The sequence below is a fragment of the Treponema peruense genome (assembly GCF_016117655.1).
GTDB lineage: Bacteria > Spirochaetota > Spirochaetia > Treponematales > Treponemataceae > Treponema_D > Treponema_D peruense.
On sequence record NZ_CP064936.1, the window covers coordinates 271,637 to 297,846 of the forward strand.

General features: G+C 43.7%; 22 protein-coding genes and 1 pseudogene. 18 read left to right on the forward strand and 5 right to left on the reverse strand.

The genetic code is table 11. From position 1 onward, the window contains the following. Positions 1–61: 61 nt before the first annotated feature. Positions 62–2,998 (forward strand): pyruvate, phosphate dikinase, encoded by a 2,937-nt coding sequence (gene ppdK / locus IWA51_RS01340; protein WP_198442864.1) that lies wholly within the window; start codon positions 62–64, stop codon positions 2,996–2,998. A 128-nt stretch (positions 2,999–3,126) separates the two neighbouring features. Here the strand turns inward: ppdK and IWA51_RS01345 are convergent, their stop codons facing one another. The 3 genes from IWA51_RS01345 to glmS are packed head-to-tail and all read right to left on the reverse strand — an operon-like array spanning position 3,127 to position 6,828. Then, positions 3,127–3,696: an ANTAR domain-containing response regulator gene (locus IWA51_RS01345; protein WP_177528164.1), complete on the reverse strand. Its 570-nt coding sequence runs from the start codon at positions 3,694–3,696 to the stop codon at positions 3,127–3,129. A gap of 6 nt (positions 3,697–3,702) precedes the next feature. Beyond that, positions 3,703–4,968 (reverse strand): glutamine synthetase family protein, encoded by a 1,266-nt coding sequence (locus IWA51_RS01350; RefSeq protein WP_198442865.1) that lies wholly within the window; start codon positions 4,966–4,968, stop codon positions 3,703–3,705. A gap of 18 nt (positions 4,969–4,986) precedes the next feature. Next, complete coding sequence (gene glmS, locus IWA51_RS01355; RefSeq protein ID WP_198442866.1) at positions 4,987–6,828, reverse strand: glutamine--fructose-6-phosphate transaminase (isomerizing); 1,842 nt, start codon at positions 6,826–6,828, stop codon at positions 4,987–4,989. Between the two features lie 89 nt (positions 6,829–6,917). Between glmS and IWA51_RS01360 the strand changes: the two genes are divergently transcribed. From IWA51_RS01360 to IWA51_RS01430, 15 genes are all read left to right on the forward strand, one after another. Continuing rightward, entirely contained in the window at positions 6,918–8,189 is a 1,272-nt protein-coding gene (locus tag IWA51_RS01360; RefSeq protein WP_198442867.1) for a hypothetical protein, read from the forward strand. A 168-nt stretch (positions 8,190–8,357) separates the two neighbouring features. After that, on the forward strand, positions 8,358–9,218 hold the full coding sequence (locus IWA51_RS01365) for a flagellin N-terminal helical domain-containing protein (protein ID WP_198442868.1): 861 nt from the start codon (positions 8,358–8,360) through the stop codon (positions 9,216–9,218). A 152-nt stretch (positions 9,219–9,370) separates the two neighbouring features. Further along, a complete protein-coding gene (locus IWA51_RS01370) occupies positions 9,371–10,078 on the forward strand; it encodes a tRNA 2-thiocytidine biosynthesis TtcA family protein (RefSeq protein WP_198442869.1) in 708 nt (235 codons plus the stop codon). A 174-nt stretch (positions 10,079–10,252) separates the two neighbouring features. After that, entirely contained in the window at positions 10,253–11,119 is an 867-nt protein-coding gene (locus IWA51_RS01375) for an aminotransferase class IV (protein ID WP_198442870.1), read from the forward strand. Between the two features lie 11 nt (positions 11,120–11,130). Beyond that, positions 11,131–12,186: a DUF4392 domain-containing protein gene (locus IWA51_RS01380; RefSeq protein WP_198442871.1), complete on the forward strand. Its 1,056-nt coding sequence runs from the start codon at positions 11,131–11,133 to the stop codon at positions 12,184–12,186. Beyond that, positions 12,173–13,849, forward strand: a complete 1,677-nt coding sequence (gene pxpB / locus IWA51_RS01385; RefSeq protein ID WP_198442872.1) for a 5-oxoprolinase subunit PxpB — start codon at positions 12,173–12,175, stop codon at positions 13,847–13,849. Before IWA51_RS01380 ends, pxpB begins: the two co-directional genes overlap by 14 nt. Continuing rightward, the gene (locus tag IWA51_RS01390; RefSeq protein ID WP_198442873.1) at positions 13,842–14,639 is read left to right on the forward strand and encodes a putative hydro-lyase; all 798 of its coding nucleotides are present in this window, start codon (positions 13,842–13,844) and stop codon (positions 14,637–14,639) included. The genes pxpB and IWA51_RS01390 overlap by 8 nt, the downstream gene beginning before the upstream one ends. Before the next feature lie 21 nt (positions 14,640–14,660). Continuing rightward, a complete protein-coding gene (locus tag IWA51_RS01395; protein WP_198442874.1) occupies positions 14,661–15,431 on the forward strand; it encodes a LamB/YcsF family protein in 771 nt (256 codons plus the stop codon). 20 nt (positions 15,432–15,451) lie between these two features. Continuing rightward, on the forward strand, positions 15,452–17,644 hold the full coding sequence (locus IWA51_RS01400) for a methyl-accepting chemotaxis protein (protein WP_198442875.1): 2,193 nt from the start codon (positions 15,452–15,454) through the stop codon (positions 17,642–17,644). 225 nt (positions 17,645–17,869) lie between these two features. Further along, positions 17,870–19,036, forward strand: a complete 1,167-nt coding sequence (locus IWA51_RS01405) for an ABC transporter substrate-binding protein (protein ID WP_198442876.1) — start codon at positions 17,870–17,872, stop codon at positions 19,034–19,036. A 109-nt stretch (positions 19,037–19,145) separates the two neighbouring features. Further along, the gene (locus IWA51_RS01410) at positions 19,146–20,060 is read left to right on the forward strand and encodes a branched-chain amino acid ABC transporter permease (RefSeq protein ID WP_198442877.1); all 915 of its coding nucleotides are present in this window, start codon (positions 19,146–19,148) and stop codon (positions 20,058–20,060) included. Positions 20,061–20,079: 19 nt separating this feature from the next. Further along, positions 20,080–21,150: a branched-chain amino acid ABC transporter permease gene (locus tag IWA51_RS01415; RefSeq protein WP_198442878.1), complete on the forward strand. Its 1,071-nt coding sequence runs from the start codon at positions 20,080–20,082 to the stop codon at positions 21,148–21,150. Continuing rightward, complete coding sequence (locus IWA51_RS01420) at positions 21,143–21,916, forward strand: ABC transporter ATP-binding protein (protein WP_198442879.1); 774 nt, start codon at positions 21,143–21,145, stop codon at positions 21,914–21,916. The genes IWA51_RS01415 and IWA51_RS01420 overlap by 8 nt, the downstream gene beginning before the upstream one ends. An 18-nt stretch (positions 21,917–21,934) precedes the next feature. Next, positions 21,935–22,675, forward strand: a complete 741-nt coding sequence (locus tag IWA51_RS01425; RefSeq protein ID WP_198442880.1) for an ABC transporter ATP-binding protein — start codon at positions 21,935–21,937, stop codon at positions 22,673–22,675. Positions 22,676–23,038: 363 nt separating this feature from the next. Next, positions 23,039–23,779, forward strand: a complete 741-nt coding sequence (locus IWA51_RS01430) for an SDR family NAD(P)-dependent oxidoreductase (protein WP_198442881.1) — start codon at positions 23,039–23,041, stop codon at positions 23,777–23,779. Between the two features lie 25 nt (positions 23,780–23,804). On the opposite strand, the gene IWA51_RS01435 is transcribed toward IWA51_RS01430, so the two are convergent. Continuing rightward, on the reverse strand, positions 23,805–24,590 hold the full coding sequence (locus tag IWA51_RS01435) for a YhfC family intramembrane metalloprotease (RefSeq protein WP_198442882.1): 786 nt from the start codon (positions 24,588–24,590) through the stop codon (positions 23,805–23,807). Between the two features lie 217 nt (positions 24,591–24,807). Then, positions 24,808–25,317 (reverse strand): GyrI-like domain-containing protein, encoded by a 510-nt coding sequence (locus IWA51_RS01440; RefSeq protein WP_198442883.1) that lies wholly within the window; start codon positions 25,315–25,317, stop codon positions 24,808–24,810. A gap of 288 nt (positions 25,318–25,605) precedes the next feature. Between IWA51_RS01440 and IWA51_RS01445 the strand changes: the two genes are divergently transcribed. Continuing rightward, the gene (locus IWA51_RS01445; protein ID WP_198442884.1) at positions 25,606–25,857 is read left to right on the forward strand and encodes a site-specific integrase; all 252 of its coding nucleotides are present in this window, start codon (positions 25,606–25,608) and stop codon (positions 25,855–25,857) included. 51 nt (positions 25,858–25,908) lie between these two features. Next, positions 25,909–26,118, forward strand: a pseudogene (locus tag IWA51_RS01450) (tyrosine-type recombinase/integrase); the annotation flags it as partial. Positions 26,119–26,210: the final 92 nt, after the last annotated feature.

Consider the following 26,210-nt stretch of genomic DNA (forward strand, 5'->3'; position numbering starts at 1 on the left):
CGTTGACGTTAAAATAAATTAGCGGTATACTGAATTTTACTTACGTATACGGAGGACATTAATGGCTAAGACCAAATATGTTTATTTCTTTGGTGACGGTGACGCAGAAGGCGATGAATCAATGCGCGCCGAACTTGGTGGAAAAGGTGCAAACCTTGCTCAGATGGCAAAGGCTCCGCTGAGTCTTCCTGTTCCATCAGGATTTACAATTTCTACAGATGTTTGTGATTACTATTACAAGCACGAAAAGAACTATCCAGAAACACTTAATGCAGATGTTGACAAGTATCTTTCAAAGCTTGAAAGATCAATGAAGAAGAAGCTTGGTGACGAAAAGGATCCTCTTCTTGTTTCAGTACGTTCCGGTGCAGCTATTTCTATGCCTGGAATGATGGACACAATTCTTAACCTTGGACTTAACGACAAGTCAGTTCTTGGTCTTGCAGAAAAGACAAACAACCCGAGATTTGCTTGGGATGCATACCGCCGCTTTATCCAGATGTTCGGCGATGTAGCAATGGGCGTTCCCCACGAAAAGTTTGAGGAAGCCATTTCTGAAGTAAAGGCCGCAAAGGGAATTACTCAGGATACAGAGATGGACACTTCTGACCTTCAGACACTGGTCGGAAAATACAAGGCAATTTACAAGGCAGCTGTTGGAGAAGACTTCCCGCAGGATCCAAAAAAGCAGATGTGGGCAGCTATCAACGCTGTATTCGGTTCTTGGATGAACCCGCGCGCTATCAAGTACCGCGAACTCAATAACATTAAAGAAGGTGCTCTTAAGGGAACAGCTGTTACTGTTATGGCTATGGTTTTCGGAAACAAGGGAAACACTTCAGGAACAGGTGTATGTTTCAGCCGCGATCCTTCTACCGGAGAAAACGTATTCATGGGAGAATACCTTATGAATGCTCAGGGAGAAGACGTTGTTGCCGGTATTCGCACACCTGAAAAACTCTCACAGCTTGATGAAGAAAATCCTGCTATTTACAAGCAGCTCTGCAAGATTCGTGACAGACTCGAAAAGCACTATCACGACATGCAGGATATGGAATTCACCGTTGAGGAAGGAAAGCTCTTTATGCTCCAGTGCCGCAACGGAAAACGCACAGGTGCCGCAGCTGTTAAGATGGCTGTAGACATGGTTGCAGAAAAGCTCATCACAAAGGAACAGGCTCTTCTTCGCGTAGAGCCAAGCCAGCTTGACCAGCTTCTTCACCCTGAACTTGACAAGAAGGCAGAAAAGGCAGCAGAAGTTCTTGCAGAAGGACTTAACGCTTCTCCTGGAGCCGGACAGGGACAGATTGTATTCACAGCTGCAGAAGCAGAAGAATGGAAAGAAGAAGGAAAGCAGGTTATTCTTGTTCGCAAGGAAACATCTCCTGAAGATATCGCCGGAATGGTAGCAGCAAAGGGTATTCTTACTTCTACTGGTGGACGTACATCACACGCTGCTGTTGTAGCACGCGGAATGGGAACACCTTGTGTTTGCGGATGCGAAGCAGTTACTTTCCCAAGCGAAGACACAGTACAGATTGGTGCAAAGACATTCAAAAAGGGTGACAATATCACAATCGACGGATCAACCGGTAGAGTTTATGCAGGACTTCTTCCTGTAAACGAAGCCAAACTTTCTGACGAGCTTGATACACTTCTTTCTTGGGCAGACGAGATTCGCGAAAAGTCAGTACGCACAACAGCTTCTGGAAAGAAGGTGCGCGGATTTGATGTTCTTGCCAACGCTGATCAGCCTGGTGAAGCACAGAAAGCATTCGACTTTGGTGCAAAGGGAATTGGTCTTTGCCGCACAGAGCACATGTTCTTTGACCCGGCAAAACTTCCTTCATTCCGCAACATGATTCTTGCAGACAATACAGACGAGCGCAAGAAGGCACTTGCAAAGATTCTTCCTCTTCAGGAGAAGGATTTCTACGGAATCATCGAAGCAATGAACGGTAACCCTGTTACTATCCGTCTTCTTGACCCGCCACTCAACGAGTTCGTACCACAGCCAGCTGCAAAGGCAGAGATTGAAGCTCTCGCACGCCAGATTGGAATGGATGTCAACGAACTTACTCTTAAGATCAACGCTCTTCAGGAACACAACCCGATGCTCGGACACCGCGGATGCCGTCTCGCAATCACATATCCTGAGATTTACGAGATGCAGGTTGAAGCAATCGCTTTGGCTACAGCTGCATGCGAGAAGAAGGGAATTGCACACGATGTTCGCATCATGATTCCTAACGTTGTCACATTCAAAGAAGTTCAGCAGATTCGTGCTCAGGCCGAGGCTGTTATTGCCAAGGTTAACGAAGAAAAGGGTACAGACCTTTCATTCGAAATCGGAACAATGGTTGAATTCCCGAGAGCAGCTCTTTCTGCAAACAAGCTTGCTGAATATGCAGACTTCTTCAGCTTCGGAACAAACGACCTTACACAGACATCATTCGGATTCAGCCGCGATGACTATGGTAAGTTCATTAACTCTTACCTCAAGCAGCAGGTTCTTGACGAAGATCCATTCAACGTACTCGATGAGGACGGTCCTGGAGCTCTCATGGAAATTGCAGAAGAGAAGGGTCGCTCTGTAAAGTCTGATCTTCACCTTGGAATCTGCGGTGAGCACGGTGGAAACCCTGCTTCTATCGCACTCTGCTACAAGATTGGTCTTAACTACGTTTCTTGCTCTACATTCCGCGTACCTGCTGCCCGCCTTGCCGGTGCTCAGGCTGTAATTAACGCTAACAATGCTGCAAAGGCTGCTACAGTAAAGAAGGCTCCTGCAAAGAAGACTACTACTGCCAAAAAAGCAACTACAGCAAAGAAAGCTGCAACTGCAAAGAAGGAAGTAAAGGCCAGAAAGCCTGTTGCAAAGAAGACAACTGCTACTGCAAAGAAAACAACAGCCAAGAAGGCTACTGCAAAAAAGGCAACAGCAGCAAAGAAAACTACTGCAAAAAAGACTCCCGGAAGAAAACCGGCAAAGAAATAATTGGTGAAAACCAGTTGAATCTTGAATAAGAAAAGGCTGTCCGAAAGGGCAGCCTTTTTTTGTCTGTTAATAAAAATAAGTGAATCTCCAGAAAGAGTGAATTTTAGGGATTTCTGTAAGTAAAAAAATCAGTGTTCGTAGGTGCGCAGAATGTTTTCTGCTGTGGTAAGACGTGTCTGGCGCAAGTCCATGCTCTGTTTTTCTATATAGCGCTGAGCCTGGGGTTCTGTCATCTTTAGTACTTGGATGAGAATAAGTTTGGCTCTGTCTACAATGCGTATTTCTTCTATTTTTTTCTGGAGTTTTTGGTTTTCATTTTCCAGATTCATAACACGCTTGCGGCTTGCCGTAAGTAATTTTACTGACTGGTAGAAAAACTCAGAGCTGATTGGTTTTGGCAGTGCAAAAACTCCGTAGTCTTCTACTTCTGCCCCTATTTCCAGAACATTCTGCTGGTCAATAATGAGTATTATTCCGGCTGAAGATTTTTCTGCCGCAGTCATGGAAAGATCATCTCCCATTTCGTCGGGAAGCGGTGTGTCAATTATAATCAGGTCAAAGTCAAGTTCGTTAATATAACGGCGGGCCTGAGCTCCGTTCTGCGTGGTTATAATCCTGTTGAAGGTTTCGGTCCGCAGAAGATCAGAAATTATGCCCATCGTCGTATTTGTGTTACTGACGATTAAAACATTTTCCATCTTTTGTTAAAATTCTCCGAATAAAGGATCGTTTTCCTGAGTTTTGACAGAAACAAATGAATTGAGGGCACATTCAGGAATATAACGGCGCACAAATGTACTTGAAGAAGCCAGAATGAGTGCTTCATCGAGTGAAAGCGGCAGAGATTCAAGCCCTGTTATGTCTGTGGCTGAAGCTTTGAAGAGATCTACGTCTTTTGGCGGGCAGAGTTCAAGCTTTTGTTCTATGCCTTCGAGTCCGGCTGCAATGATGAGAGCAAGAGCTGTGTACTGGTTGCAGGAAGGATCGGGCGAGCGCAGTTCTATTCTGACAGAGTCTCCGCTTGCTGCAGGAACGCGTATAAGCTGACTTCTGTTTTGTGAAGACCAGCTTACGTAACGCGGTGCTTCGAAGGAACCAAGTCTTTTGTAGGACTGGCGCATGGGGTTAAGGAAAGCCGTAATTTCGCGAATCCGCTTTAGTATACCCGCCATAAAGGCTTTTGACTCGGGTGAATCTTTTTCAAAAATATTGTCGCCGTTTTTGATGAGCGAAATATTTATGTGAAGACCGCTTCCAGCTTCGTTGTCGAGTGGCTTTGGCATGAATGTTGCAAAAAGACCTGATTTTGAGGCAATTGTTTTTACTGTTGTTTTGAATGTTGCAAAGTTGTCGGCAGCTTTTATTGCAGTGTTGTGCTTGAAGTCAATTTCGTTCTGGCCAGGCCCTGACTCGTGGTGACTTGTAAGCGGTTCAATTCCCATCTGCTCAAGGTTAAGTATAATATCGCGGCGTATGTTTTCGCCTTTGTCCAGCGGGGCAAGGTCGCAGTATCCGGCGGTATCATGCGGAATGTTTGTAGGGTGACCGCTTTCGTCCAGATTAAAGAGATAAAACTCGCATTCTGTTCCGATATTTACGTTAAAGCCCAGCTTTTCTGCTTTTTCTACAACGCGCTGCAGAATAAGGCGGCTGTCTCCTTCAAAAGGTGTTCCGTCGGGGTAGAGAATATCGCAGTAAAGTCTTGCCACGCGTCCGTGCTGGGGTCTCCAGGGCAGAACAGAAAGAGTTGTGGGATCAGGAACCAGAAAAAAATCGCTCTTTTCTATATTAAGCAGCCCCCGTACAGAACTTCCGTCAAAGGAAACACCTTCTTCAAATGCTTTCTGGAGAAGTGACGGCTGTATGGTAAGGCTTTTGAGCGAACCAAAAATATCTGTAAAGAACAGTTTTATGAACTTAACGTCGTTTTCGGCAACGTACTGAAGTACTTCGTTTTTCTTGTAATCCATTTGTAACCCCTGTTTAACTTATTCTACCGTAACTGATTTTGCCAGATTTCTTGGTTTGTCAGGATCTGTTCCTCGGTGAATTGCGCAATAGTAGGCAAAAAGCTGTGCCGGTATTATAGAAAGCATTGAAGCAAATGCACTTTCTGTATGCGGAATGCTTACAATTTCATCTGCTGCCTGTGCAAAAGCTCCGTCTTTGTCCTGTGTAATGACAAAAGTTGTGGCTCCGCGTGTTCTTACTTCTACAATGTTGCTGGCAATTTTTTCGTAAAGTTTCGGATCGGTGGCTATGGCAACAACAAGCGTATTTTTGTCTACCAGGGCAATCGGTCCATGCTTTAATTCTCCTGCGGCAAAGGCCTCGCTGTGCATGTAGCTTACTTCCTTGAGTTTAAGAGCACATTCAAGGCTTGTTGCGCTGTCGAACTGTCTTCCTATAAAGAATACTTTTTCTTTGTTGAAGTTTTTTGACACGAATTTCTGGATTCCGGTTTTGTCATCAAGAATTTCCTGTACTTTTGACGGAATCTGTTCAAGCTCTGAAAGAAGGCGGGTATATTCAGCCCGGGAAAACTTCTCGCGCAGGAATGCACACTTTAAGGCAAGAAGATAAAGGCACATGAGTTGTGTGGTATATGCTTTTGTTGACGCAACTGCAATTTCGGGACCGGCCCATGTGTAAATTACGTCGTTTGCTTCGCGGCTTACTGTTGAACCTACGCAGTTTGTTATTGCAATTACGTGGATTCCAGCTTCTTTGGCAAGTCTCATGGCGGCCAGTGTGTCTGCAGTTTCTCCTGACTGGCTTATTACGATAAAGATGTCATCTTTGTCCAGAATTGGGTTCATGTAGCGGAACTCACTTGCGACAGTTACTACAACCGGAATGCGTGCAAACTTTTCAAATGCATACGCCGCCACTACTCCGGCATGGTACGCTGTTCCGCAGGCTGTAATTACGATTCTTTTTGCGTTTTTGAAATGTTCTGCAACGGTAAGCTCGTCAAAGTTTATGTCTACAGGCTTTTTGTTTTCGTAAACAAGACGCGGGCGCATTGTGTCTGTAAGTGCTTTGGGCTGTTCGTGGATTTCTTTGAGCATGAAGTGCGCATAGCCGTTCTTTTCTGCAGAAGAAAGATCCCAGTCTACGTGGTAAGGCTGTTTTATTACTTTGTTTCCGTCTTCGTCAAAAAGATCAACGTGGTCGCTGTATAAAACCGCAATTTCTTTCTGGTCAAGGAAATAAACGTCGCGTGTGTATTCAAGTACTGCCGGAACATCGCTTGCAATAAAGTTTTCACCTTTGCCGAGTCCTACAATAAGCGGGCTTTCCTTTCTTGCGGCAATGAGTCTGTCGGGATAATCGCTGCATATAACGCCGAGTGCGTAACTTCCTTCAAGACGGTGGGTTGCTTCTATAACTGAATGGAAAATATCACCGTCCATTTCGTAATAGTAGTTTATAAGGTGTGCAATAACTTCTGTATCTGTTTCACTGCGGAATACAACTCCTTCTCCCTGAAGCCAGGCTTTGAGTTTGGCATAGTTTTCGATAATTCCGTTGTGAACGACTGCAATTGTTCCGCTGAGGTTTGTGTGCGGGTGTGCATTTACGTCGCTTGGTTCACCGTGGGTTGCCCATCTTGTGTGTCCTATTCCGAGTGAGCCGTTTATAACTTCTTTTGAAATGCGTTCTTCAAGAGCCTTAAGTGCGCCCTTTACTTTGCGTACAACAATGTCTTCTCCGTCAAAAACGGCGATTCCAGCACTGTCGTAACCTCTGTATTCCAGTTTTTTAAGGGCATTAATCAAAACAGGTGTGGCTTTTTTGCTTCCGATATAACCTACAATTCCGCACATATAAAACTCCGGTAAATGTCAAAAAATCTATCTTCCAATAATAGCATGAGTTATTGAAGATTTCAATGCAATTATGCTAGAGTAAAAGTATGAGAATAAGAAAAAGTTTTGTCATTGCAGGTATTTCGGCAGTCTTCGTGATTTTTATTGCGGCTCTGGTAATTATTGCCAATTTTGACAGTTTGCGGCATAAAACACAGGTCGCATTTTACGGACTGAATGAAGTTCAGGTTAAGGCATTTGAGGCAGAATTGGCTTCTGTTACTGACAAAAACGGTAAGATTGTACATTACGCGTTTACTGTTCTGGATGACAAGTTGCCGCTTGCCGAACAGCTTTCTTCCAGAACTGATCTTCTTGTTTCTGCAGCGGGAGCTTCCCTTGATGAAGCTGTTGCCTCTGTTCCCGCTAAAAAGATGGATTCGTATGCACTGGAACAAACGGTGCTTTCGGGAATGTATTCGTCGGTGGCGGCTTTTTCTATGCGGAATGATAAGGGACGGGTTTTGGCACTGCCGCTTTTGGTTGACCCGGTAGAGATCCTGCTTAATGCACAGACGCTTTCCAAAATCGGAACAAGAAAAATTTCTTCTATTAAAGTGCTTGATGATTTTGCGGAAAAATCGCGCGGAACAGTTTATTTTCCTGTAGTTTTCGCCGGTGCAGATGCCCGCAGTTTTGTTGACATGACAGGTGCTCTTGCAGAGTCGCTTTCTGGAAGCGGGGCTTTTGATGCGGCTGTTAAAATGGTACGTTCCGCAAAGCCGCAGTCTGCAGAGAATTTAGTTAAGGATTTGTGTGCCGGCGAAAATGCTCCTTTTAACAAAGCTGCCACTCTTCTTTCTGAATGGACGCGTGGCAGAATAATTATGAGCGATGTCTATAATCTTGAAGACAAGGGTTTGCCTGCCTTGATGCGTGAAAATATGTGCGCTGTGGTTTTTACGGACCTTTCTTCGCACCGCCAGTTTGAATTTGAGGCTCTGAGGCACTTTGTTTCTGTTCCGGATGCCTCGGGTGAAACACTGCCGTTTGTTCCGTCGGAGAACCCGCTGGTTGCAAGAAGGCTTAGTGCCGGTGTTATCTGCGCGGTTCCGCTGTCGAAGGAAAAAGGCACGGGCTATGCGGTAAACCATATTGTAAGCAGCAGTGCACAGGAGTCACTCAGCCGCGCGACGGGACTTGGCCCTGTTCTTGCAGATTGCGGTGTTCCCGACAGGCAGGCAGATGATGCGCGCTTTTGGATAGCAGCGTCTGATGTTCCTTTTGTTCCTTTTTCGCGCGCAGCTTTTACTGACGGCAAATCTTTGGATGATTTTGCTACTGCCCTTAAAAATTATATCAGGAACGGACAGTTTTAGGCGGCGTTTTGGATATTTTTTTGCTGATTTTTCGAAAATTCTTTTGAATTTTTCTAAAGTCAAAAAAACATTCTCCGAAATTTAAGGTATAGGGTGGTAAAACCCGAGGGGCGGCAGCCAGATCTGGTTTGCCGGTAACTCATAATACCTTGTTACAGGAGATACAATATGGTTATCAATCACAACATGAGCGCAATGTTCGCTCAGCGTTCAGAAGGAATTACTGAACTGAACAACCAGAAGAACATGGAAAAACTTTCTTCCGGTATGAAGATTAACCGTGCCGGCGATGACGCTTCAGGTCTTGCAGTATCAGAAAAGATGCGCAGCCAGATCCGTGGTCTTAATCAGGCTTCTACAAACGCCAAGAACGGAATCTCTTTCATCCAGACAACTGAAGGTTACCTTCAGGAAACAGAAGACATCGTTCAGCGCATCCGCGAACTTGCTGTTCAGTCAAGCAACGGTATTTACACTGACGAAGACCGCATGCAGATTCAGGTTGAGGTTTCTTCACTTATCGCTGAAGTAGACCGCATTGCTTCTACAGCTCAGTTCAACGGAATGAATATGCTTACCGGACGTTTTGCACGCCCGACAGGTGAGAACAGCGTAACTGCTTCTATGTGGCTTCACATTGGTGCCAACATGGACCAGCGTACACAGGTTTACATCGGAACAATGAGTGCTTCTGCTCTTGGACTGCGCAATGTTGGAAACGAAGAGATTATGTCTCTTGAGTCACCTGATCAGGCTAACCGCGCTATTGGTACTCTTGATGAAGCTATCAAGAAGATCAACAAGCAGCGTGCAGACCTTGGTGCTTACCAGAACCGCCTTGAGAAGACAGTTGTTGGTCTTGATGTTGGTGCAGAAAACCTTCAGGCTTCTGAGAGCCGCATTCGTGATACAGACATGGCTAAGGAAATGGTTGACTTTACAAAGAACCAGGTTCTTACTCAGGCTGGAACAGCTATGCTCGCTCAGGCAAACCAGTCTTCACAGAACGTACTTTCACTTCTTCAGTAGTAGTATGTCTGATAGTCGGCTGTTCAAAAAGTTTTGGACAGCCTGCGAATACCGCCGTTGTTTTTTGGGAACACGGCGGTTTTTTTTATTTTAAATCAACTGAAATAAAAGCCGTAGTTGCGCGCGATTTTTGTATGTGGTAGTATTCGCTTATGCCACAGCCGTTTTTATTCAATCTTATAGACAAAGCAGTTTTTGATTACAATCTTATTCAGAACGGGGACCGGATTCTTGTTGGTGCTTCCGGCGGGAAAGATTCTACGGCGCTTATTGAATATTTTGCAAACAGAAAAAAAAGACCTGGATCTGATTTTGAATTTACAGCGCTTAATGTAAGTACGGAATTCGGAGGCGCCCTTCCTGAAAATATTGCTGCTCTCTTTGCTGAATGGAATGTTCCACTTGAGACTGTTAATGTTGATGTTCAGGGACGACTCAAACCCGGAAGAAAAATGAGCTGTTACTGGTGTTCCACGCAGCGCCGCACTGAACTGATTGATTATGCGCTAAAAAATAATTTCAATAAAATTGCACTGGGCCACCATATGGATGACATTCTTGAAACGCTTCTTATGAATATGCTGGACAAGTCTGAACTTGGCACAATGCCGCCGCGCCTTAAGTACAAAAATTATCCGCTCGAAATAATCCGTCCGCTGTGCTATGCCTGCGAAGAAACTATTGTTTTACACGCAGAAAGTGAGGGTTACAAATGCTGGACGTGTACATGCAATTTTCAGGATAACAGCGCAAGAAAAGATGCTCGCAGAAGACTTGAACTTTTGACGGACGGTGACAGAAAAAAGAAAGAGCATCTGTTCAACTCGTTAAAAAAAATTGAGCCGGAATATCTTCCCTGAACAAAAGCGCAGGTTGTAAAATTCGGCACAAGTCAATAAAAAATAATTGACTAAATCAACATTAAAAACTAGTCTGTTTTGAAAGGACAATGCTGTCGTATCCGTCGGGCAGCAGTGTCTGGATATGACAACATAAAAGCCCTGTAACTTATGGCAATGCCTGCGGAGGTTTTTATGAAGAATGTTGGATATTACAATGGCGAGATGGGACTTATGGAAGAAATGAAAGTTCCCATGCTTGACCGCGCACTTTATTTTGGCGACGGAGTTTATGATGCGACTTATGCCGCAAACCGCAAAATTTTTGAAACAGATTTCCATATAGACAGATTTTACAACAGTCTCAAAGCCGTAAAAATTCCGTTTAAACTTTCTAAACCTGAACTTATTGCTGAACTTCAGAAATGTATTGACGCAATGGACAGTGACGGAATTGTGTTCGTTTACTGGCAGGCAACGAGAGGTACGGCTCCGCGCAATCATGTGTTCCCGGACTGCGAACCGAATCTTCTTATTTATGTAGTTGAATCTTCTCTTACCGATCTTACAAAAACAATCAAACTTATAAGTGTGGAAGATACGCGCTTTTTGCACTGCAATATCAAAACGCTGAATCTTCTTCCGAGTGTTATGGCGGCAGAACAGGCAAAGGAAGCGGGCTGCAATGAAGTTGTATTCCACCGCGGAAACCGTGTTACTGAATGTGCACACAGCAATATCAATATAATCAAAAACGGAACTTTTATTACTCCTCCGCTGGACAATCTTATTCTTCCCGGAACAACGCGCCGCCACTATCTTGAAATATGCAAAAGAATCGGTGTGCCTTACTGCGAGAGAACATTTACACTTGATGAAGTTTTTGATGCCGACGAAATTGTTGTTACAAGTGCCGGAACTCTTGGTGTGCGTGTATGCGAAATTGACCAGAAAAAAGTCGGCTGTAAAGATGAAAAAACTTTGCGCAAACTTCAGAAAGCTGCGGTCGAAGATTTTATTTCAGAAACGGGATTTGTTCCGTCTTTTTATGACAAACTTTAAGCAGGTGGAATATGAACGCGCGTGAACTGTCAAAATATAATGTAGGAGAAAATCTGGACCAGCTCATGAACCTGGACCCGCGCGGTTACGGTGTGTGCCGTATTTTATACCCCGCGGCAAGAAAGGCAATGGGGTCGAGTCTTTGTATGAAAACTGCAGAAGCCTTGCACGCAATTCTTTCTCAGGACAAAAGGCTAAAGAGTGAAAAAGCACCTGTCTATATTATGACAGGCTTTGTGCTTAAGGAACACGAGTGTCCTGAAACTGACGGAATTACAGGCGCGCTTCTTCTGGCGAGAGCTCTTGTTGTGGCATACGGCGTTACGCCCGTGTTTGTTATTCCAAAAAAATGCGTTCCTGCGGTAACAGCCGCTGCGCCGCATCTTGGTCTTCACGCATATTCCGATGTGAAAAAAGCAGAGTCTGTTTCGCTTTCACTTGCGTACATAACTATTTCTGAAGATGCACAGAAAGCAGCCGCAGAAACAGAAGCTATTCTTAAGATGCCAAAACCTGCGGCGCTGTTTTGTACAGAGAGTGCCGGTGCGAATGCGAAGGGCGTTTACCATAATGCAGTAGGTGCTGACATTACATCTCTTGAGGCAAAGTCAGATGGTTTGTTTAACGCACTTAAAAAAGCGGGTGTTCCGGTTTTTGCTGTAGGAGATCTTGGCAATGAAATGGGAATGGGATTGATTAAGCGCCATGTAGAAAAATATATTCCCAACGGAAAAGAAATAATTGCCGCAACAAGTGCAGATTATCTTGTAACAGCGACGGTTTCTGACTGGGGCGTTTATGCGGTAATTGCAGCTCTTGCCTACCTTAACGGGAAAATAGAAATAATGCATGACGAACAGATGGAAGAAGCCGTATTGAGGGCGTGCTGCCTTAGCGGAATGGTTGATATGACCGGTTCACTTCTTCCTGCAATTGACGGATTTTCTGTAGATATAGAAAAACAGATTGTAGCGTTAATGCGTTCCACTGTGGAATATGCAATCGCTTATCCGCAGAACAAATGGTTTGACGGAGTTTTGGAAAAAGGTTTTTATGGAAAATGTTGAATTCAATTTTGACGGAACAGACTATGCCATAGTAAAATTCGGGAACAGTATTTCACCGCAAATAAATGAGCGTGTGCGTTCTGTCTGTGAATATCTTGAATCACTTTCTCTAAAAAAGAATCTGTCCGGCGCGATTGTCGAATGGGTTCCGACTTACTGTACTGTCTGCGTTTATTATAATCCGCTAAAAATTAGTCTTGCAAAAATAAAAAAAATACTTTATGAGTCTGTAAAATTCAACGGTGCAACAAAAGGGAAATCCGGAACACTTCATGAAATTCCTGTCTGCTACGAAGATGAATTTTCCCCTGACATGAAAAATGTCTGCGCACATTCTGGCCTTTCAAAAGAAGAAGTCGTTGCGGCACACACGTCCCCGGTTTATACCGTTTATATGCTGGGTTTTCTTCCGGGCTTTGCCTATCTTGGCGGAATGGATGAACGGCTTGAAACACCGCGTCTTGAAGTTCCCCGCGTAAAAATTCCTGCAGGAAGTGTTGCCATCGGAGGAAGACAGACCGGCGTTTACCCTGTGGACAGTCCCGGGGGCTGGCAGATTATTGGACGCACAAATGTAAAGCCTTACGATGTGTCAGGAAAGCAGAAAATTCTTTTCAGGGCCGGTGACAAAATTAAATTCCGTGCGGTAACAAAAGATGAATTTGCTTTGCTTGAAAAACAAAGTGCCGGTGAAAATTCCTGCGGCGGTGAATGTGTAAAGGAAAGGTATGTTGCAACTTCGGGAATAAAAATTCTTTCTGCCGGAGCCGGAACATTTATAGAAACTTCAGGTGCGAGGGGGCTTCAGAAAGACGGGTTCAACTGCGGCGGAGTAATGGACGAAAATGCAATGATTCTTGCAAACATTATTGCAGGCAATATTCCAAAAGCGGCGGTTCTTGAGTCGACTCTTCTTGGACCGTCAGTTGAATTCAACGGAGAGTGCGATTTCTGCATTACCGGTGCCGACCAGAATGCCACTCTCGACGGAACAGCAGTACCGCTTTACACGAAAGTACATGCCGGGGCCGGAAGTATTCTTGCGCTTAGTGCCGCTGTCTCCGGCTTGCGTACATACATTGCTTTTGCGGGAGGAATCATTGCCCCTTCTGTAAATAAAAATTTTGGCGGTATAAAAATAAAATCCGGAGACTGTTTTGCAATAGGGAACTTTTTTGCGCCTAAAGAAATTTCTGTTCGCAGCATTCCGGCCGTGTCTGCTAAGTGCAGTGCGCGCGCGGGAGTGGTGGACGTACATGTTGTTAAGGGTGCTCAGTTTGCATCTTTTGAAGGGGACTGCGCGCGCGCTTTCTTAAACGCCGTTTACACTGTAATGCCCGCCTCCAACAGGATGGGCTGTCGCCTGGACGGAGAGCATATCCAGTGTCGCGGCGGTACAGACATTATTTCTGATGCAATTCCGTGGGGTTCCGTGCAGATTGCTTCGGCCGGGCTTCCCATAGTGATGCTTAGTGACAGGCAGACGACGGGCGGTTATGCAAAGATTGCGACAGTCATTCCGTCTGATCTGCATTTGTTTGCGCAGTTTGTTCCGGGTACAAAAATAAGGTTTGTTCTTGTTTCCAGAAAACATGCGCTTTCACTTCTTAAAAAAACAAACAGGCTTCTTTTGAAAAAATATTCGGAGGTTCACTATGTCTGAAAAAAATATTTATGCTGACTGCCTGCCCGGTGAGGTTCGCGCTCTTATACGTGAAGGAAAAATTACCTGCCAGACTTCGGGAATGTGTTCCGGGTTTGCGCAGGCAAATCTTTGTGTTCTTCCAAAAAAGTATGCGTATGATTTTCTTTTGTTTACGCAGCGTAATCCAAAGTCCTGTCCTGTTCTTGAAGTAAGTGATGAAGGTTCACGCACGCTGCATTCCATTGCCCGCGGTGCAGACATTGCAACTGATATTCCCAAGTACCGCATCTGGAAAAACGGTGTTCTTGACGGCGAGTATACGGACGTTTCTTCTTTCTGGCGTGATGATCTTGTGAGCTTTCTTATAGGCTGCAGTTTTTCTTTTGAGTTTGAACTTATTGCTGCGGGAATTGATGTGCGCAATATTTCTCTCGGCTGCAACGTTCCGATGTATCTTACAAATATTGACACTGTTCCCGCCGGAATCTTCGGCGGAAAAATGGTTGTGAGCATGAGGCCCATTCCCTATGACCAGATTGTGCGTGCAGTTACAGTGTCTGGTTCAATGCCGCGTGTTCACGGCACGCCCATCCATATAGGGGATCCTTCTGTTATTGGAATTAAGGATTTGTCTCATCCCGACTTTGGCGATGCCGTTCCGGTTAAGGAAGGAGAAGTTCCTGTTTTCTGGTGCTGCGGTGTTACTCCGCAAAGTGTTGTGATGAATTCCAAACCTGATTTTTGTATTACACATTCGCCCGGACATATGTTTATTACCGATGTTCCGAATGCAATGCTTAAAAACTGATTTTTTTAAAGGGGGTTATAAATGTTTAAGGTAGATTTGAACTGTGACCTGGGAGAAAGTTTCGGCAACTACAGAATTGGTGATGATGAAAATGTGATTCCGCTTATTTCTTCTGCAAATATTGCCTGCGGATTCCACGCCTCTGATCCTGTTGTTATGCAGCGTACAGTAAATGCTGCCGCAGCGTCTTCTGTCGGAATAGGTGCTCACCCGGGTTATCCTGATCTTATGGGATTCGGCCGGCGGTTTATGAAACTTTCTGCAGAAGAAGCAGAAGCTTATGTTATGTATCAGATAGGGGCTCTTTCATCTTTTGCCGCTGCTGCCGGTAAATGTATACAGCATGTAAAACCGCACGGTGCTTTGTACAATGCTGCGGCAAAAGATTCCGTCCTGGCAGATGCAGTTTGCCGTGCAATAAAAAAAGCGAGCCCTGAATCTATTCTGCTGGCGCTTTCGGGAAGTGAAATGGTCGAGGCTGCCCACCGTAACGGACTGCGTGTTGCCTGCGAAGTTTTTGCTGACCGAGCCTACAATGATGACGGAACACTTGTTGCGCGTTCTGAGCCTGGTTCTGTGATTACAGATGAAAATGAAGCAGTGTCGCGTGCAGTGCGTATGGTTCGCGAAGGAATTGTTGTTTCGCGTTCGGGAAAAAAAGTTGCGGTTCAGGCAGACAGCATATGCGTTCACGGTGACGGAGCCAAAGCGCTGGCCTTTGTAAAAAAAATACGTTCTGTGTTTGAAAGCATGCAGATTTGTATTCGTCCTCTTTGCGAAATTATTGAATAACCTGTTCTGGGAGTTGGAAAATGAAACTTAAGAAAAAACTTGCGGTTGGATTTTTGGGCGTTTCGCTTATTCCGTTTGCTGTCGGAATGTTTCTTTTGTACAAAAATATCAATTCTGCAATTTATGCAACCGGAACTTCCAGCGTTGCAAAATATACTTCATCGTTTGCAAATGAACTTTCGCGCTATTTTGACGGCTGGCGGAATTCTGCATCTCTATTGAGCCGCATTCCTGTCGTTAAGGGAAAAAACTGGCAGGAACTGAAACCTATTCTTACAAAAGCTGCGTCTGCCCACAGCGATATAAGCGGGTTTTTTATTGCCAATACCGACGGTTCTTTCTTGTATACAGGGGCACAGGGAAACCCGGCACAGAATTTTCTTATTACTAAAAATGATTCCGATCCTCTGTCACAGCCTAAAAATGTAAGTTCGCACGATTACTTCAAGCGTCTGGTAAAAGATAACATTATTAACCGTGAAATGACTCTGGTGTCTGAACTCTTTATTGCTTTTTTTGACGGAAGCAAAATGTTTATTGTTGGTTCAACAATTATGGACGGTGATGACAATGTAAACGGAATTCTTGGAATTGCAGTTACTACCCGGCAACTCGAAAGTTTTTATAGCAATATGCTTTCTGATTTTAAGGAAAGTTTCGGCAACGAGGCTGAACTTATAATTACCGAAAGCGGCGGAACTGTCATGACGCGGTATGCGTACGATACGGCTGTTAGCAAATACAAGGACAGTGCTCTTTCTGACAAGGGACTGGTGCTCAGAACAAGTCTTCCTTCAGAAATTGATGCAGCCATGACAAAACTTTCGTCACCTGAAAGTTCTGTTGTAGAAGGTGGTGAAAAATTCCGCTACAAAAACAAAGATTATTTTATGACCAGAAGTTCTGTGGAAGGAACAGACTATAATGTGTATCTTCTTGTTCCGCAGAAAAAAATATTCAGTGTTGCATACACTTTGCGCCAGCGTGCTCTGCTTCTTGGAATTATAATTGCGCTTGTTGCAGTAGCGGCGGCCTTTGTTCTGGGACGACTTATGTCAAAGTCGCTGGTAAAAACTTCGTTTGCCATACGCGATATTTCTGAAGGGGAAGGCGACCTTACGCGAAGGCTTACTGCAAAGTCTCATGATGAAATAGGAGATATTGCACGCTTCTTCAATACTTTTATGGACAGTCTCCACGGAATGATTCTGAGTCTGCGCAATGAGTCAGAAAAAATGTCCGATGTTTCAAAAGATCTTGAAAACAGAACCGGCGAAATTAAACTGAGTATGCAGAAAATTTCTTCGAGTGTTGAGGATCTTAAATTCCAGTCGCAGGAACAGAGTGCGGCCAGTGAAGAAACCGCGGGAACAATCGAGCAGATTTCAAAAAACATAGGTCTTCTTACCGGAAGAATCGAAGAAGAAATTCAGGCTATTTCAAAATCTTCTGCGGCAGTAAACCAGATGGTTTCCAATATTTCTTCGATAACCGCAACTTTGGGAAAGGCCGAAGAAAGTGTAAGTACGCTTGAGCAGGTTTCTCTTGTAGGAAAGTCTGGAATTCAGAAAGTGCAGAAAATTGTAGGCGAAGTTTCGGGACAGTCTTCCCATCTTTTGGAAACAAACAAACTGATTAACGCTATCGCCTCGCAGACAAATCTTCTTGCAATGAACGCGGCTATTGAAGCAGCGCATGCAGGGGAAGCGGGAAAGGGATTTTCTGTTGTTGCAGATGAGATACGAAAGCTTGCAGAAAATTCTTCGGCACAGTCAAAGGTTATTGCAGAAGAACTCAAGAGCGTTGTAAAAAATATAAAAGCGATTGTAGATGCTTCTGCCGGTGCTGAACATGCATTTGATGACGTAACTGCACATATAGGCGGAACAAAAGAAATTGTGGGCCAGATTGGTTTTGCCATGCGTGAACAGTCAGAAGGCAGCAAACAGATTATAGATGCACTTGAAGAAATGCAGAATGCTACTGTAGAAATACGTGACGGTTCTGTTGAAATGAAAGAAGGAACGACGACGATTATTACCGAGATGAAAAAACTTACGTCTGTTTCGGCGCAGGTGCTTGATAATTCAAATGCAATTTCAAGTGCTGTAAGCGATATTGGAAAAGCAATGGACGTTATTGGCGAAGATTCGTCTGAAAATAACCGCGGTGTCGAACTTTTGAATTCTCTTACGGGAAAATTCAAGCTGTGAAAAAAATATAAGTAAAATCCGGGAGTTCATTTATTTTGTGAATGATTTCCGAATTTTACAATAAGAAATGCTTTTTTTTTGTTTTGCAAGGTTGAAAAAAATCGTGCAATAAATTAAAACAAAGAAAGGTAAGCAACAAAGCCGTTGCAGACTAAATTGCCGTATGGCAGTTTAACTCGCGAAGGGCTTTGTTAATTCGGCTCTTCGCAAACTGAGGAGCTGATTATGAAAAAAATCGAAAAAATCCTTGCATTCGGTCTTATGGCCGGAATCGCCGTGGGCGGAGCCTTTGCCGCTAAAAAAAACAAGACAATCAAAATTGGATTCAATATTCCTCTTACAGGAGACTCTCCAAAAGTAGGTGAGGGTTCAAAATGTGCCGGTGAAATGATCAAGAATGAAATCAATGCTGCCGGCGGTCTTGAAGTAAAGGGACAGAAATATCTGCTCGACTTTGTTTATGCAGACAACGAACTTAAGCCCGATTCAGCAATCCAGAGTGCATACAAACTTATCCAGCAGGACAAAGTTCTTGCCGTTGTAGGACCTGATGGTTCCGGACGTGCTATTCCTGCAGGTGAAATTAACAACGAAGAAAAGACACCGATGGTTTCACCGTGGGCAACAAACCCTGCTGTTACAAAAGACAGACCTTATGTTTTCCGCGCATGTATTCTTGATCCGTTCCAGGCTCCTGTTGCTGCAAAGTTTGCCAGCGAGCAGTTCGGCTGCAAAAAGGTTGCCATTCTTTACAACCTCGAAGATGACTACTGCAAAACTCTCGCTGAACTTTTCAAGGCATCATGGGAAAAGAATTACGGTTCTGTAGTTGTATTTGAAAGCTTCGGACAGAAAGACCAGGACTTTTCTGTTCAGCTTACAAAAATTGTAAACTCAGATGCAGAAATGCTTTATCTTCCTGACTACTACAACCACGTTGCACTTATTACAAACCAGGCAAAGGACCTTGGATGGGACAAGCCCTGTATGGGTTCTGACTCATGGGGTTCTGCAGATTTGTTCCCGCTCAGTAAGGGTGCTGTAACAGGCTATTACTTTACAACACACTATGCTGCTGCCGGTGCAAAGGGAAAGACAAAGGAATTCATTGACAAGTACAAGGAACTCTACGGATACGTTCCTGATGATGTAGCAGCACTTTCTTACGATGCAACAATGCTTATTCTTAAGGCAATCCAGGACTGCGGAATTACAGGCAACCTCAAGAAGGATCGCACTGCAATCAAGGATGCACTCGGAAAGATTACTGACTACGAAGGACTTACAGGAAAGATGACCTTTACTCCGGATGGAGACCCGATTAAGGAAGCTGTTGTTGTTCAGGTTTCACCCAAGGGAGAATTCACTTTCGTAAAGAGCCTCAAGCCGTGATCGTAAAAAGATACAGTTTGTAAATAAGAAAAGTATTTGCACGGCCGGTTTTCAAAAGCCTTGTTCCGGTCGTGCAATTTCCATGATGTTTTTTAATAGGGGGTTAGGAATGCTGTCATACTTCATTCAGAATATATTCAATGCTCTACAATGGGGTAGCTTCTATTCAATGATTGCCTTGGGCTATTGTCTTGTTTACGGCGTTCTGCGTCTTATAAACTTTGCACACGGCGATATTTTTATGACATCCTGCTACATTGCATTTTTTGTAGTAGCGCTGCTCACATCACATTTTGCGGGGCTTTCGGGAATTCCGCTTTTTATAATAACACTTGTCGCGACTATGGGACTTACAGCTCTTCTTGGAGTGGGAATTGAGCGTGTCGCATACCGGCCTTTGAGGGCTAAGGGCGCCAATCGTCTTTACGTCGTTATTACCGCTCTTATGATAGGATTTATTCTTGAAAACGGAAACCTTGCAGTTCTTGGTGCAAGTTCCAGAAGTTTCCCTGATATTCTTCCAAAGCATGTCTGGAACATAGGACCGGTTACAATCACCAGCCTTAAGGTTCTTGTTATAGTAAGCGCGGTCGTCGTTTTTGGAGTGCTTCAGTTTATTGTACAGAAGACAACAATCGGAATGTCAATGCGCGCAATTTCTTATGACAAGTTTGCGATTCCGCTTATGGGAATTCCACTTAACGCAGTAATTACATTTACATTTGCGCTCGGTTCTGCACTTGCCGCAATTGCCGGAATTCTTTTTGGTATGTCATATCCTGTTCTGGACCCGTACATGGGAATGATAATAGGATGGAAGGCCTTTATTGCAGCTGTTGTAGGCGGAATCGGTGACATTAAGGGTGCATTCCTTGGCGGATTCATGCTTGGATTTATCGAGATTTTCGTTACTGCCTTCCTGCCTTCAAGCTACAAGGATTTGGTTTCGTTTGTGATTCTTCTTGTAATTCTTACGATTAAGCCGACGGGATTCTTTGGTATTGCAAAGAGTACAAAGATTTAGTTCAGCCGGGAGAATAAAAATGACAAATAAGCAAAGAAAATACATATTTCCGGTAATGACGGTTGTTTCGATTGTAATAATTACCGTACTTGCAAAACTGGATTTAATAAACAATTATTTTCAGACAATACTAACGACAATCTGTATAAACATAATAATGTCTGCCAGCCTTAATATCGTCAACGGCTACATGGGGGAATTTTCATGCGGTCACGGCGGATTCATGGCTGTAGGTGCATACGTATCTTCTGTACTTGGACTTATTTTGTTCAAGGACGGAAACGCAATTACCGGAACAGGACTTCTTCCTGAAGGCCTTGCTCTTATAGGATTCCCGATCTGCATTATTATAGGCGGACTTGCTTCAATGCTGGTGAGCCTTATAGTTGCAATCCCTTCTTTTAAGACACGCGATGACTATCTTGCAATCATTACAGTTGCCGCAAACTTTATTATAACCACCGCGCTCAATAACATTCCAATCGTAGGTGCAAGCCGCGGACTTATGGGAATGAGAAGTGTCATGAACGGAATGGCAGATGTAATAGATATTCCGTGGATTCTTGTCTGGGGAATGATTTTTGCTGTGGTTGCCGTAGTTTCAATTCATTTCCTTATGAGTTCAACTTTGGGAAAAGGAATAAGCGCTGTACGTTACGATGAGATTTCTGCCGAGATTATGAGCGTAAACACAAACAATATGAAACTCATTGCATTTACATTCTCATCTTTCCTGGCCGGAATTGCAGGTGGCCTTTTTGCACATCTCCTTGGTTTCATTAACCCGGCATCATTCGGAATAATGAAGTCAACAGAAAGTCTTGTTATGGTTTACCTTGGCGGAATGGGAAGTCTGAGCGGTTCCGTACTTTCTGCGGTTGTGTTTACAATTCTGCTTGAACTTTTAAGACCTGCCCAGATTCTTAAGTGGGTAATTATTCCGCTGATTCTTATTCTTATAATGGAATTCCATCCTGAAGGAATTATGGGAACAAAAGAACTTACCCAGGTATTCCCCAAACTCAGGAAACTGTTTGCGCAGAATTCAAATCATGTAAGAAGACAACAGAAGGAGGCCGCAAGTGTCTGAACCTTTGCTTAAAATAAATCACCTTACACACAGATTCGGCGGACTTCAGGCCCTTACCGACATAAACGTTGAACTTACAAAAGGAGAAATTGCCGGTCTTATCGGTCCGAACGGTGCAGGAAAGACAACGGTATTCAATCTTGTAAGCGGATTCTATGTTCCGTCTGAAGGAGACATAATTCTTGACGGTACAAGAATAAACGGTCTTAAGCCGCATAAAATTGCCGAACTGCAGATTGGAAGAACTTTCCAGAACATTCGCCTTTGGAGCGACATGACTGTTCTTGACAACATCTGCATTGCCCAGCATTCAAAACTCGGCTATACAATCAAAGACGTTTTTCTGAACTCAAAAAAATTCAAGGAAAATGAAAAGCGCATTTACGATTCAGCATGGGAACTTCTTGAAAAGTTTAATCTTGCTGATTCTGCACTTGATTATCCAAAGAATCTTCCGTATGGAATCCAGCGCCGTGTAGAAATTGCGCGTGCACTAAGCCTTAACCCAAAGCTTCTTCTTTTGGACGAGCCGGCTGCAGGTTTGAGTACAACAGATTTGGACGGACTTATTGAGTACATTAAATGGATTCATGATACATTCGGAATTACAATCTGGATGATTGAACACCAGATGCAGGTTATCATGACTTTGTGCAGCCAGATTCAGGTTGTGGACTTTGGAAAGGAAATTGCTCAGGGAACACCTGAAGAAATCCGCAATAATCCGGCTGTAATCAAGGCTTATCTCGGAAACGAAGAGATTTAAGTTCCATGGAGGCAAAATATGCTGCTTGAAGTAAAAGATTTAAAAGTTTCATACGGAAATATCGAAGCTCTTCACGGAATTTCGTTTAATGTAGATAAGGGAGAAATTGTTACTCTTATAGGCGCAAACGGAGCCGGAAAAACTTCTACACTGCTGTCACTTTCAAGACTGTCCAAGCCTGAAGCACCGACTGTAAAAGAAGGGGACATTCTGTTTGAAGGAAAGAGTATTCTTAAGACCGAACCCCATGTGCTTATCCAGAACAAGATGATGTGTCTTGTTCCTGAAGGAAGACATATTTTTGGTAACCTGAGCGTTGCTGAAAATCTTCAGATGGCAACTTACGGACGCCGCCATGATGTAGGTCACGATGCAAGAACTTCAGAACTTTACGATTTGGTTTACGATCTTTTTCCAAGGCTTTACGAACGCAGAAAACAGAGAAGTGAACTTCTTTCGGGAGGTGAACAGCAGATGCTTGCAGTAGGCCGTGCGCTTATGACTGACTGCCATTTTATTATGCTTGATGAGCCCAGCATGGGACTTGCACCAAAGCTTATGTACGAAATGTTCCGCGCGTTAAAAAGACTCAATGACCAGGAAAACATGACGCTTCTGGTTATTGAACAAAACGCAAAGGTTGCACTTGAGTTTGCACACCGCGGATACGTTCTAAGCACCGGAGAAATTATTGCTTCGGGAACAAGTGAAGAACTTCTTTCCAACGCAGATGTAAAAAAGGCATATCTTGGTGGCTGAGCGCGCAGATTAATTTTGTCTATTTCGCAGGAATAAATTCTGCGGAGTGATTTTTTAGGCCGGAAGACGAAAATGTAACCCCGTCGTCTTTCGGCTTTTTTTTGTGCTCTTCTATGTTATCCCACGCATATTTGTTAACGGACAAAAAAATTAACGTAATGAAGGCGTAGCGCGGCGACGACGGGACGGCCCGAACATCTGCAGGTGCGGAGCGCCGAAGCCGTTCGGGAACGGCACGGTGTCGTCGGGACACGCCGTTCTTAACGAAAAAGGTGTCTGTCCGTAAACAAATATGAGCGCGCGCCGCTATCTTAACGCAAGTGGCAATTTTGTTTATAATGAAGTCAACATACAGGGGGTACTATGTTAAAAGGAAAAGTGGCCGTTGTTACCGGCGGAACCCGCGGAATCGGGTTTGAGACTGTAAGGCAGTTTTTGCTTAACGGCGCAAAAGTGGCACTGTGCGGCAGCCGTGAAGAAACAGTTGTAAAAGCTGTGGACAAGCTCAAGACCGAAAATGCAGCGTTTGAAGTAGAGGGATTTTTCCCGAATCTCAGTAAGGAAGTAGAAGTTGCCCAAATGATGGCAGCTGTTAAAGCGAAGTACGGAAAGATAGATATTCTTGTAAACAACGCAGGAATTTCTTCAAGTACACCGCTTTTGAATTACACAGAAGATGAGTTCGACAAGATTTCAAACTTAAACATAAAGTCTGTGTTTGTATGTTCAAAAGCCGTTGTTCCATATTTAAAGGAAACAAAGGGTGTCATTCTAAATACAAGTTCAATGGTAAGCATGTACGGGCAGCCAACAGGTGTAATGTATCCTGCAAGCAAATTTGCAGTAAACGGAATGACGCTGTCTCTTTCGCGGGAACTTGCGCCTTTGGGAATACGCGTAAATGCCGTAGCACCCGGAATTACCGAAACAGACATGGTAAGCGCTCTTCCGAAAGAAGTAATTGAACCGCTTATAAAAACAATTCCGCTCGGAAGAATAGGAAAACCTGTAGATATAGCAAATGCATTTGTATTCCTTGCAAGTGACATGGCTTCATATATTACAGGTGACATTCTTCATGTAGACGGAGACGCACGCAGCTAGTATCAGGAATTTTATAAAACAGCAACTAATTCTGTTTTTGTGCGGTAACTGCCAAACGTTTGCGTATATAAAGCGTTGCAAAGGCAAGTGCCGCACATCCTGCAAGAAGCCAAACTTCGCAAGCCACCAGCGGAAAAACTTTTCTCTGGTACAGCGCAGCTCCTATATCAACAACCGCATGGCTTGCGATTGCAAAGAAAAGAAGAGAAATCTTTTTGTAAACCACGGAATAAAATACATTAAGCGTAAAAAGCACGTGAAGTACCATGCAGACAACGCGTTCCAGAACCCACAGAAAACCGGTGAAGGCTGTAAAGTTTGTAATTGTGTCAAGAACTGTTTCAAACCCCGGTGTATTGTCAAAGTCAGAAGCCGGAAGTCCAGCTCTCAAGGCAATGGAAACTGAAAGGTAAGTAACTGTTGCTGCCAGTGAAATAATCCAGACTTCAATTCCGCCGTGCCCCAGTCCGTAAGTGATTGCGTTGATTTCTGTACGGTTGTCCTTAAGAAAAAAAATCATAATCAGATAACGGCCGACTTCTTCAAAAATTCCCGCCATAAGAATTCCGTAAATAACAAAGGCCGCTGTATTTGAATTGATAAAACGCGAAACAGCATTATCCTGAATTATGCAGAAGTAATGTACAGCCAGTTCAAGAACACGCGCGCTTACAATAAAACCTACTGTGCCAAGAAAAAAATAACGGAGGGAAACTTTGGACTTAAACTTTTTTTTCCAGACAACAGAAACGACCAGAGGCAGTGCAAAAAGAACCGCCGATGTAACAGACAAATTTAAAATATTATACATAAAACACCCCCAAAAATAAGTGTATAATATGTCATTTTTCTTTTCAAGTGGAATTGCGCAATCGGCAAAATAACAGGCATATTCACGCTTGATACCGGCCGCTGTTGTTTCCCAAAACGAACAACCGTACAGGAAGCAACAGTTTTTTTTAAGCTGCACAAGAATTTAAAGTTTTAACAACAATCGTTGCTTACGCGCACTTCATGACGGAATCTTTTTATTTTTCTTTTACAGGAATCCAGATGGCGCTTTTGTAATCAGAGTCGCTTGGTTTTCCGTCCGGGCTGTACCATTCAATATTCAAACCGCAGGCGATGTTGTACTTGCTGTTTGTCGGAAGCCATTCATTAAAGATTGCAGTATTTACACTTTGAAGCGAACCGGGCATAGGGCCTGTACATTCAAACTTTGCCCATTCACATTCCGGAAGCTGGTAAGTCGTCATTTCTGCCGGAACATCGCCGCCCTTGTAACAACCTGCAATCATGTAATTAAAGTTTCCGTCTTTGCCGTCTTCAATACAAATTCCGAACATTCCGATCTGGTTTTCTACGATTGCTTTTTCTACAGGAGTTTGAGGATCTTTACCTTCGCAGAGCTGCTTTGAATATTTTTCATAAACCTCGTCCCAGAACTTTGGAATTTCTGTATAACTTGTTTTCATATTGAATACGCGGCTAAAACCGATTACCTTGAATGATTCCATTTTATCAATTTTATAGTCCATTTCATTTCCTCAGACTACTTTAACCTGAATTTTTAACGGCATAAAAACTTTTATTCTGGAAGTATCTCCTTTAACAGAAGTCGGCGGTGTTCCGTGAAAACGGCTGAATACGGTTGAAAAACTTTCAGAAGTTTTCCAACCGTATTTCAATGCTGCGTCCAGCACTTTTTCACCGCGCGCAATGTCAATGGCAGAAAGATAGAGTTTTCTGATTCATTTTCATATCCGGGATAAACAACTGTCTTAATTGCCCGGAAATACCAGTTACTAAGTTCTGTATAAAAACACTTGTTCAATAAAAGAGGGAAGGGCGACAAAGACAGGTGCACAATGCTTCCCGGTGCTTTGAAAGCGGAAATCCAGAATCAGATGGAAAAGGTAAAAAAGATTCATAATCAGGATCTGAAGGACGGATTCGGTGAAGTGGAACTGCATGATTCAATAGCGAAAAAATATCCGACCGCTGCAAAAGATTTCCGCTGGCAGTGGCTCTTTCCCCAGAAATCACGGTGGCACGACAAAAAGACGGGCAGGGAATAGCGGTATCATCTTGACGAAAGCCTCATGTAGCGTGTCGTCTACAATGCGGTCCGTGAAGCCGGAATCACCAAGCGGGGAAACTGCCACACATTTCGGCATTCTTTCGCAACACATCTTTTAGAAAACGGCTACGACATCCGCACTGTCCAGGAACTTTTGGGGCATTCTAACGTAAGAACAACAATGATTTACACCCACGTTTTGAACAAAGACCCTGTAGCCGTAAAAAGTCCGCTGGACGGTATGTTCTGTTTTTTTTGACCTTTTATTTGGTCTTATGCGTATCCGTATAAGCTGGGAAGATTTTCTCTTAACTTCTGTATAGACAAAGATTTAGATATTTTAACAAAAAG

What these genes read in the sequence shown, in the direction of transcription:
- IWA51_RS01430 (WP_198442881.1), top strand. Translation starts at nt 23,039, where the DNA reads ATGTTAAAAGGAAAAGTGGCCGTTGTTACCGGCGGAACCCGCGGAATC.
- IWA51_RS01380 (WP_198442871.1), top strand. Translation starts at nt 11,131, where the DNA reads ATGAACGCGCGTGAACTGTCAAAATATAATGTAGGAGAAAATCTGGAC.
- IWA51_RS01405 (WP_198442876.1), top strand. Translation starts at nt 17,870, where the DNA reads ATGAAAAAAATCGAAAAAATCCTTGCATTCGGTCTTATGGCCGGAATC.
- IWA51_RS01375 (WP_198442870.1), top strand. Translation starts at nt 10,253, where the DNA reads ATGAAGAATGTTGGATATTACAATGGCGAGATGGGACTTATGGAAGAA.
- IWA51_RS01425 (WP_198442880.1), top strand. Translation starts at nt 21,935, where the DNA reads ATGCTGCTTGAAGTAAAAGATTTAAAAGTTTCATACGGAAATATCGAA.
- IWA51_RS01360 (WP_198442867.1), top strand. Translation starts at nt 6,918, where the DNA reads ATGAGAATAAGAAAAAGTTTTGTCATTGCAGGTATTTCGGCAGTCTTC.
- IWA51_RS01395 (WP_198442874.1), top strand. Translation starts at nt 14,661, where the DNA reads ATGTTTAAGGTAGATTTGAACTGTGACCTGGGAGAAAGTTTCGGCAAC.
- IWA51_RS01435 (WP_198442882.1), bottom strand. Translation starts at nt 24,590, where the DNA reads ATGTATAATATTTTAAATTTGTCTGTTACATCGGCGGTTCTTTTTGCA.
- IWA51_RS01415 (WP_198442878.1), top strand. Translation starts at nt 20,080, where the DNA reads ATGACAAATAAGCAAAGAAAATACATATTTCCGGTAATGACGGTTGTT.
- IWA51_RS01440 (WP_198442883.1), bottom strand. Translation starts at nt 25,317, where the DNA reads ATGGACTATAAAATTGATAAAATGGAATCATTCAAGGTAATCGGTTTT.
- ppdK (WP_198442864.1), top strand. Translation starts at nt 62, where the DNA reads ATGGCTAAGACCAAATATGTTTATTTCTTTGGTGACGGTGACGCAGAA.
- IWA51_RS01365 (WP_198442868.1), top strand. Translation starts at nt 8,358, where the DNA reads ATGGTTATCAATCACAACATGAGCGCAATGTTCGCTCAGCGTTCAGAA.
- IWA51_RS01390 (WP_198442873.1), top strand. Translation starts at nt 13,842, where the DNA reads ATGTCTGAAAAAAATATTTATGCTGACTGCCTGCCCGGTGAGGTTCGC.
- IWA51_RS01370 (WP_198442869.1), top strand. Translation starts at nt 9,371, where the DNA reads ATGCCACAGCCGTTTTTATTCAATCTTATAGACAAAGCAGTTTTTGAT.
- IWA51_RS01410 (WP_198442877.1), top strand. Translation starts at nt 19,146, where the DNA reads ATGCTGTCATACTTCATTCAGAATATATTCAATGCTCTACAATGGGGT.
- pxpB (WP_198442872.1), top strand. Translation starts at nt 12,173, where the DNA reads ATGGAAAATGTTGAATTCAATTTTGACGGAACAGACTATGCCATAGTA.
- IWA51_RS01345 (WP_177528164.1), bottom strand. Translation starts at nt 3,696, where the DNA reads ATGGAAAATGTTTTAATCGTCAGTAACACAAATACGACGATGGGCATA.
- IWA51_RS01350 (WP_198442865.1), bottom strand. Translation starts at nt 4,968, where the DNA reads ATGGATTACAAGAAAAACGAAGTACTTCAGTACGTTGCCGAAAACGAC.
- IWA51_RS01400 (WP_198442875.1), top strand. Translation starts at nt 15,452, where the DNA reads ATGAAACTTAAGAAAAAACTTGCGGTTGGATTTTTGGGCGTTTCGCTT.
- glmS (WP_198442866.1), bottom strand. Translation starts at nt 6,828, where the DNA reads ATGTGCGGAATTGTAGGTTATATCGGAAGCAAAAAAGCCACACCTGTT.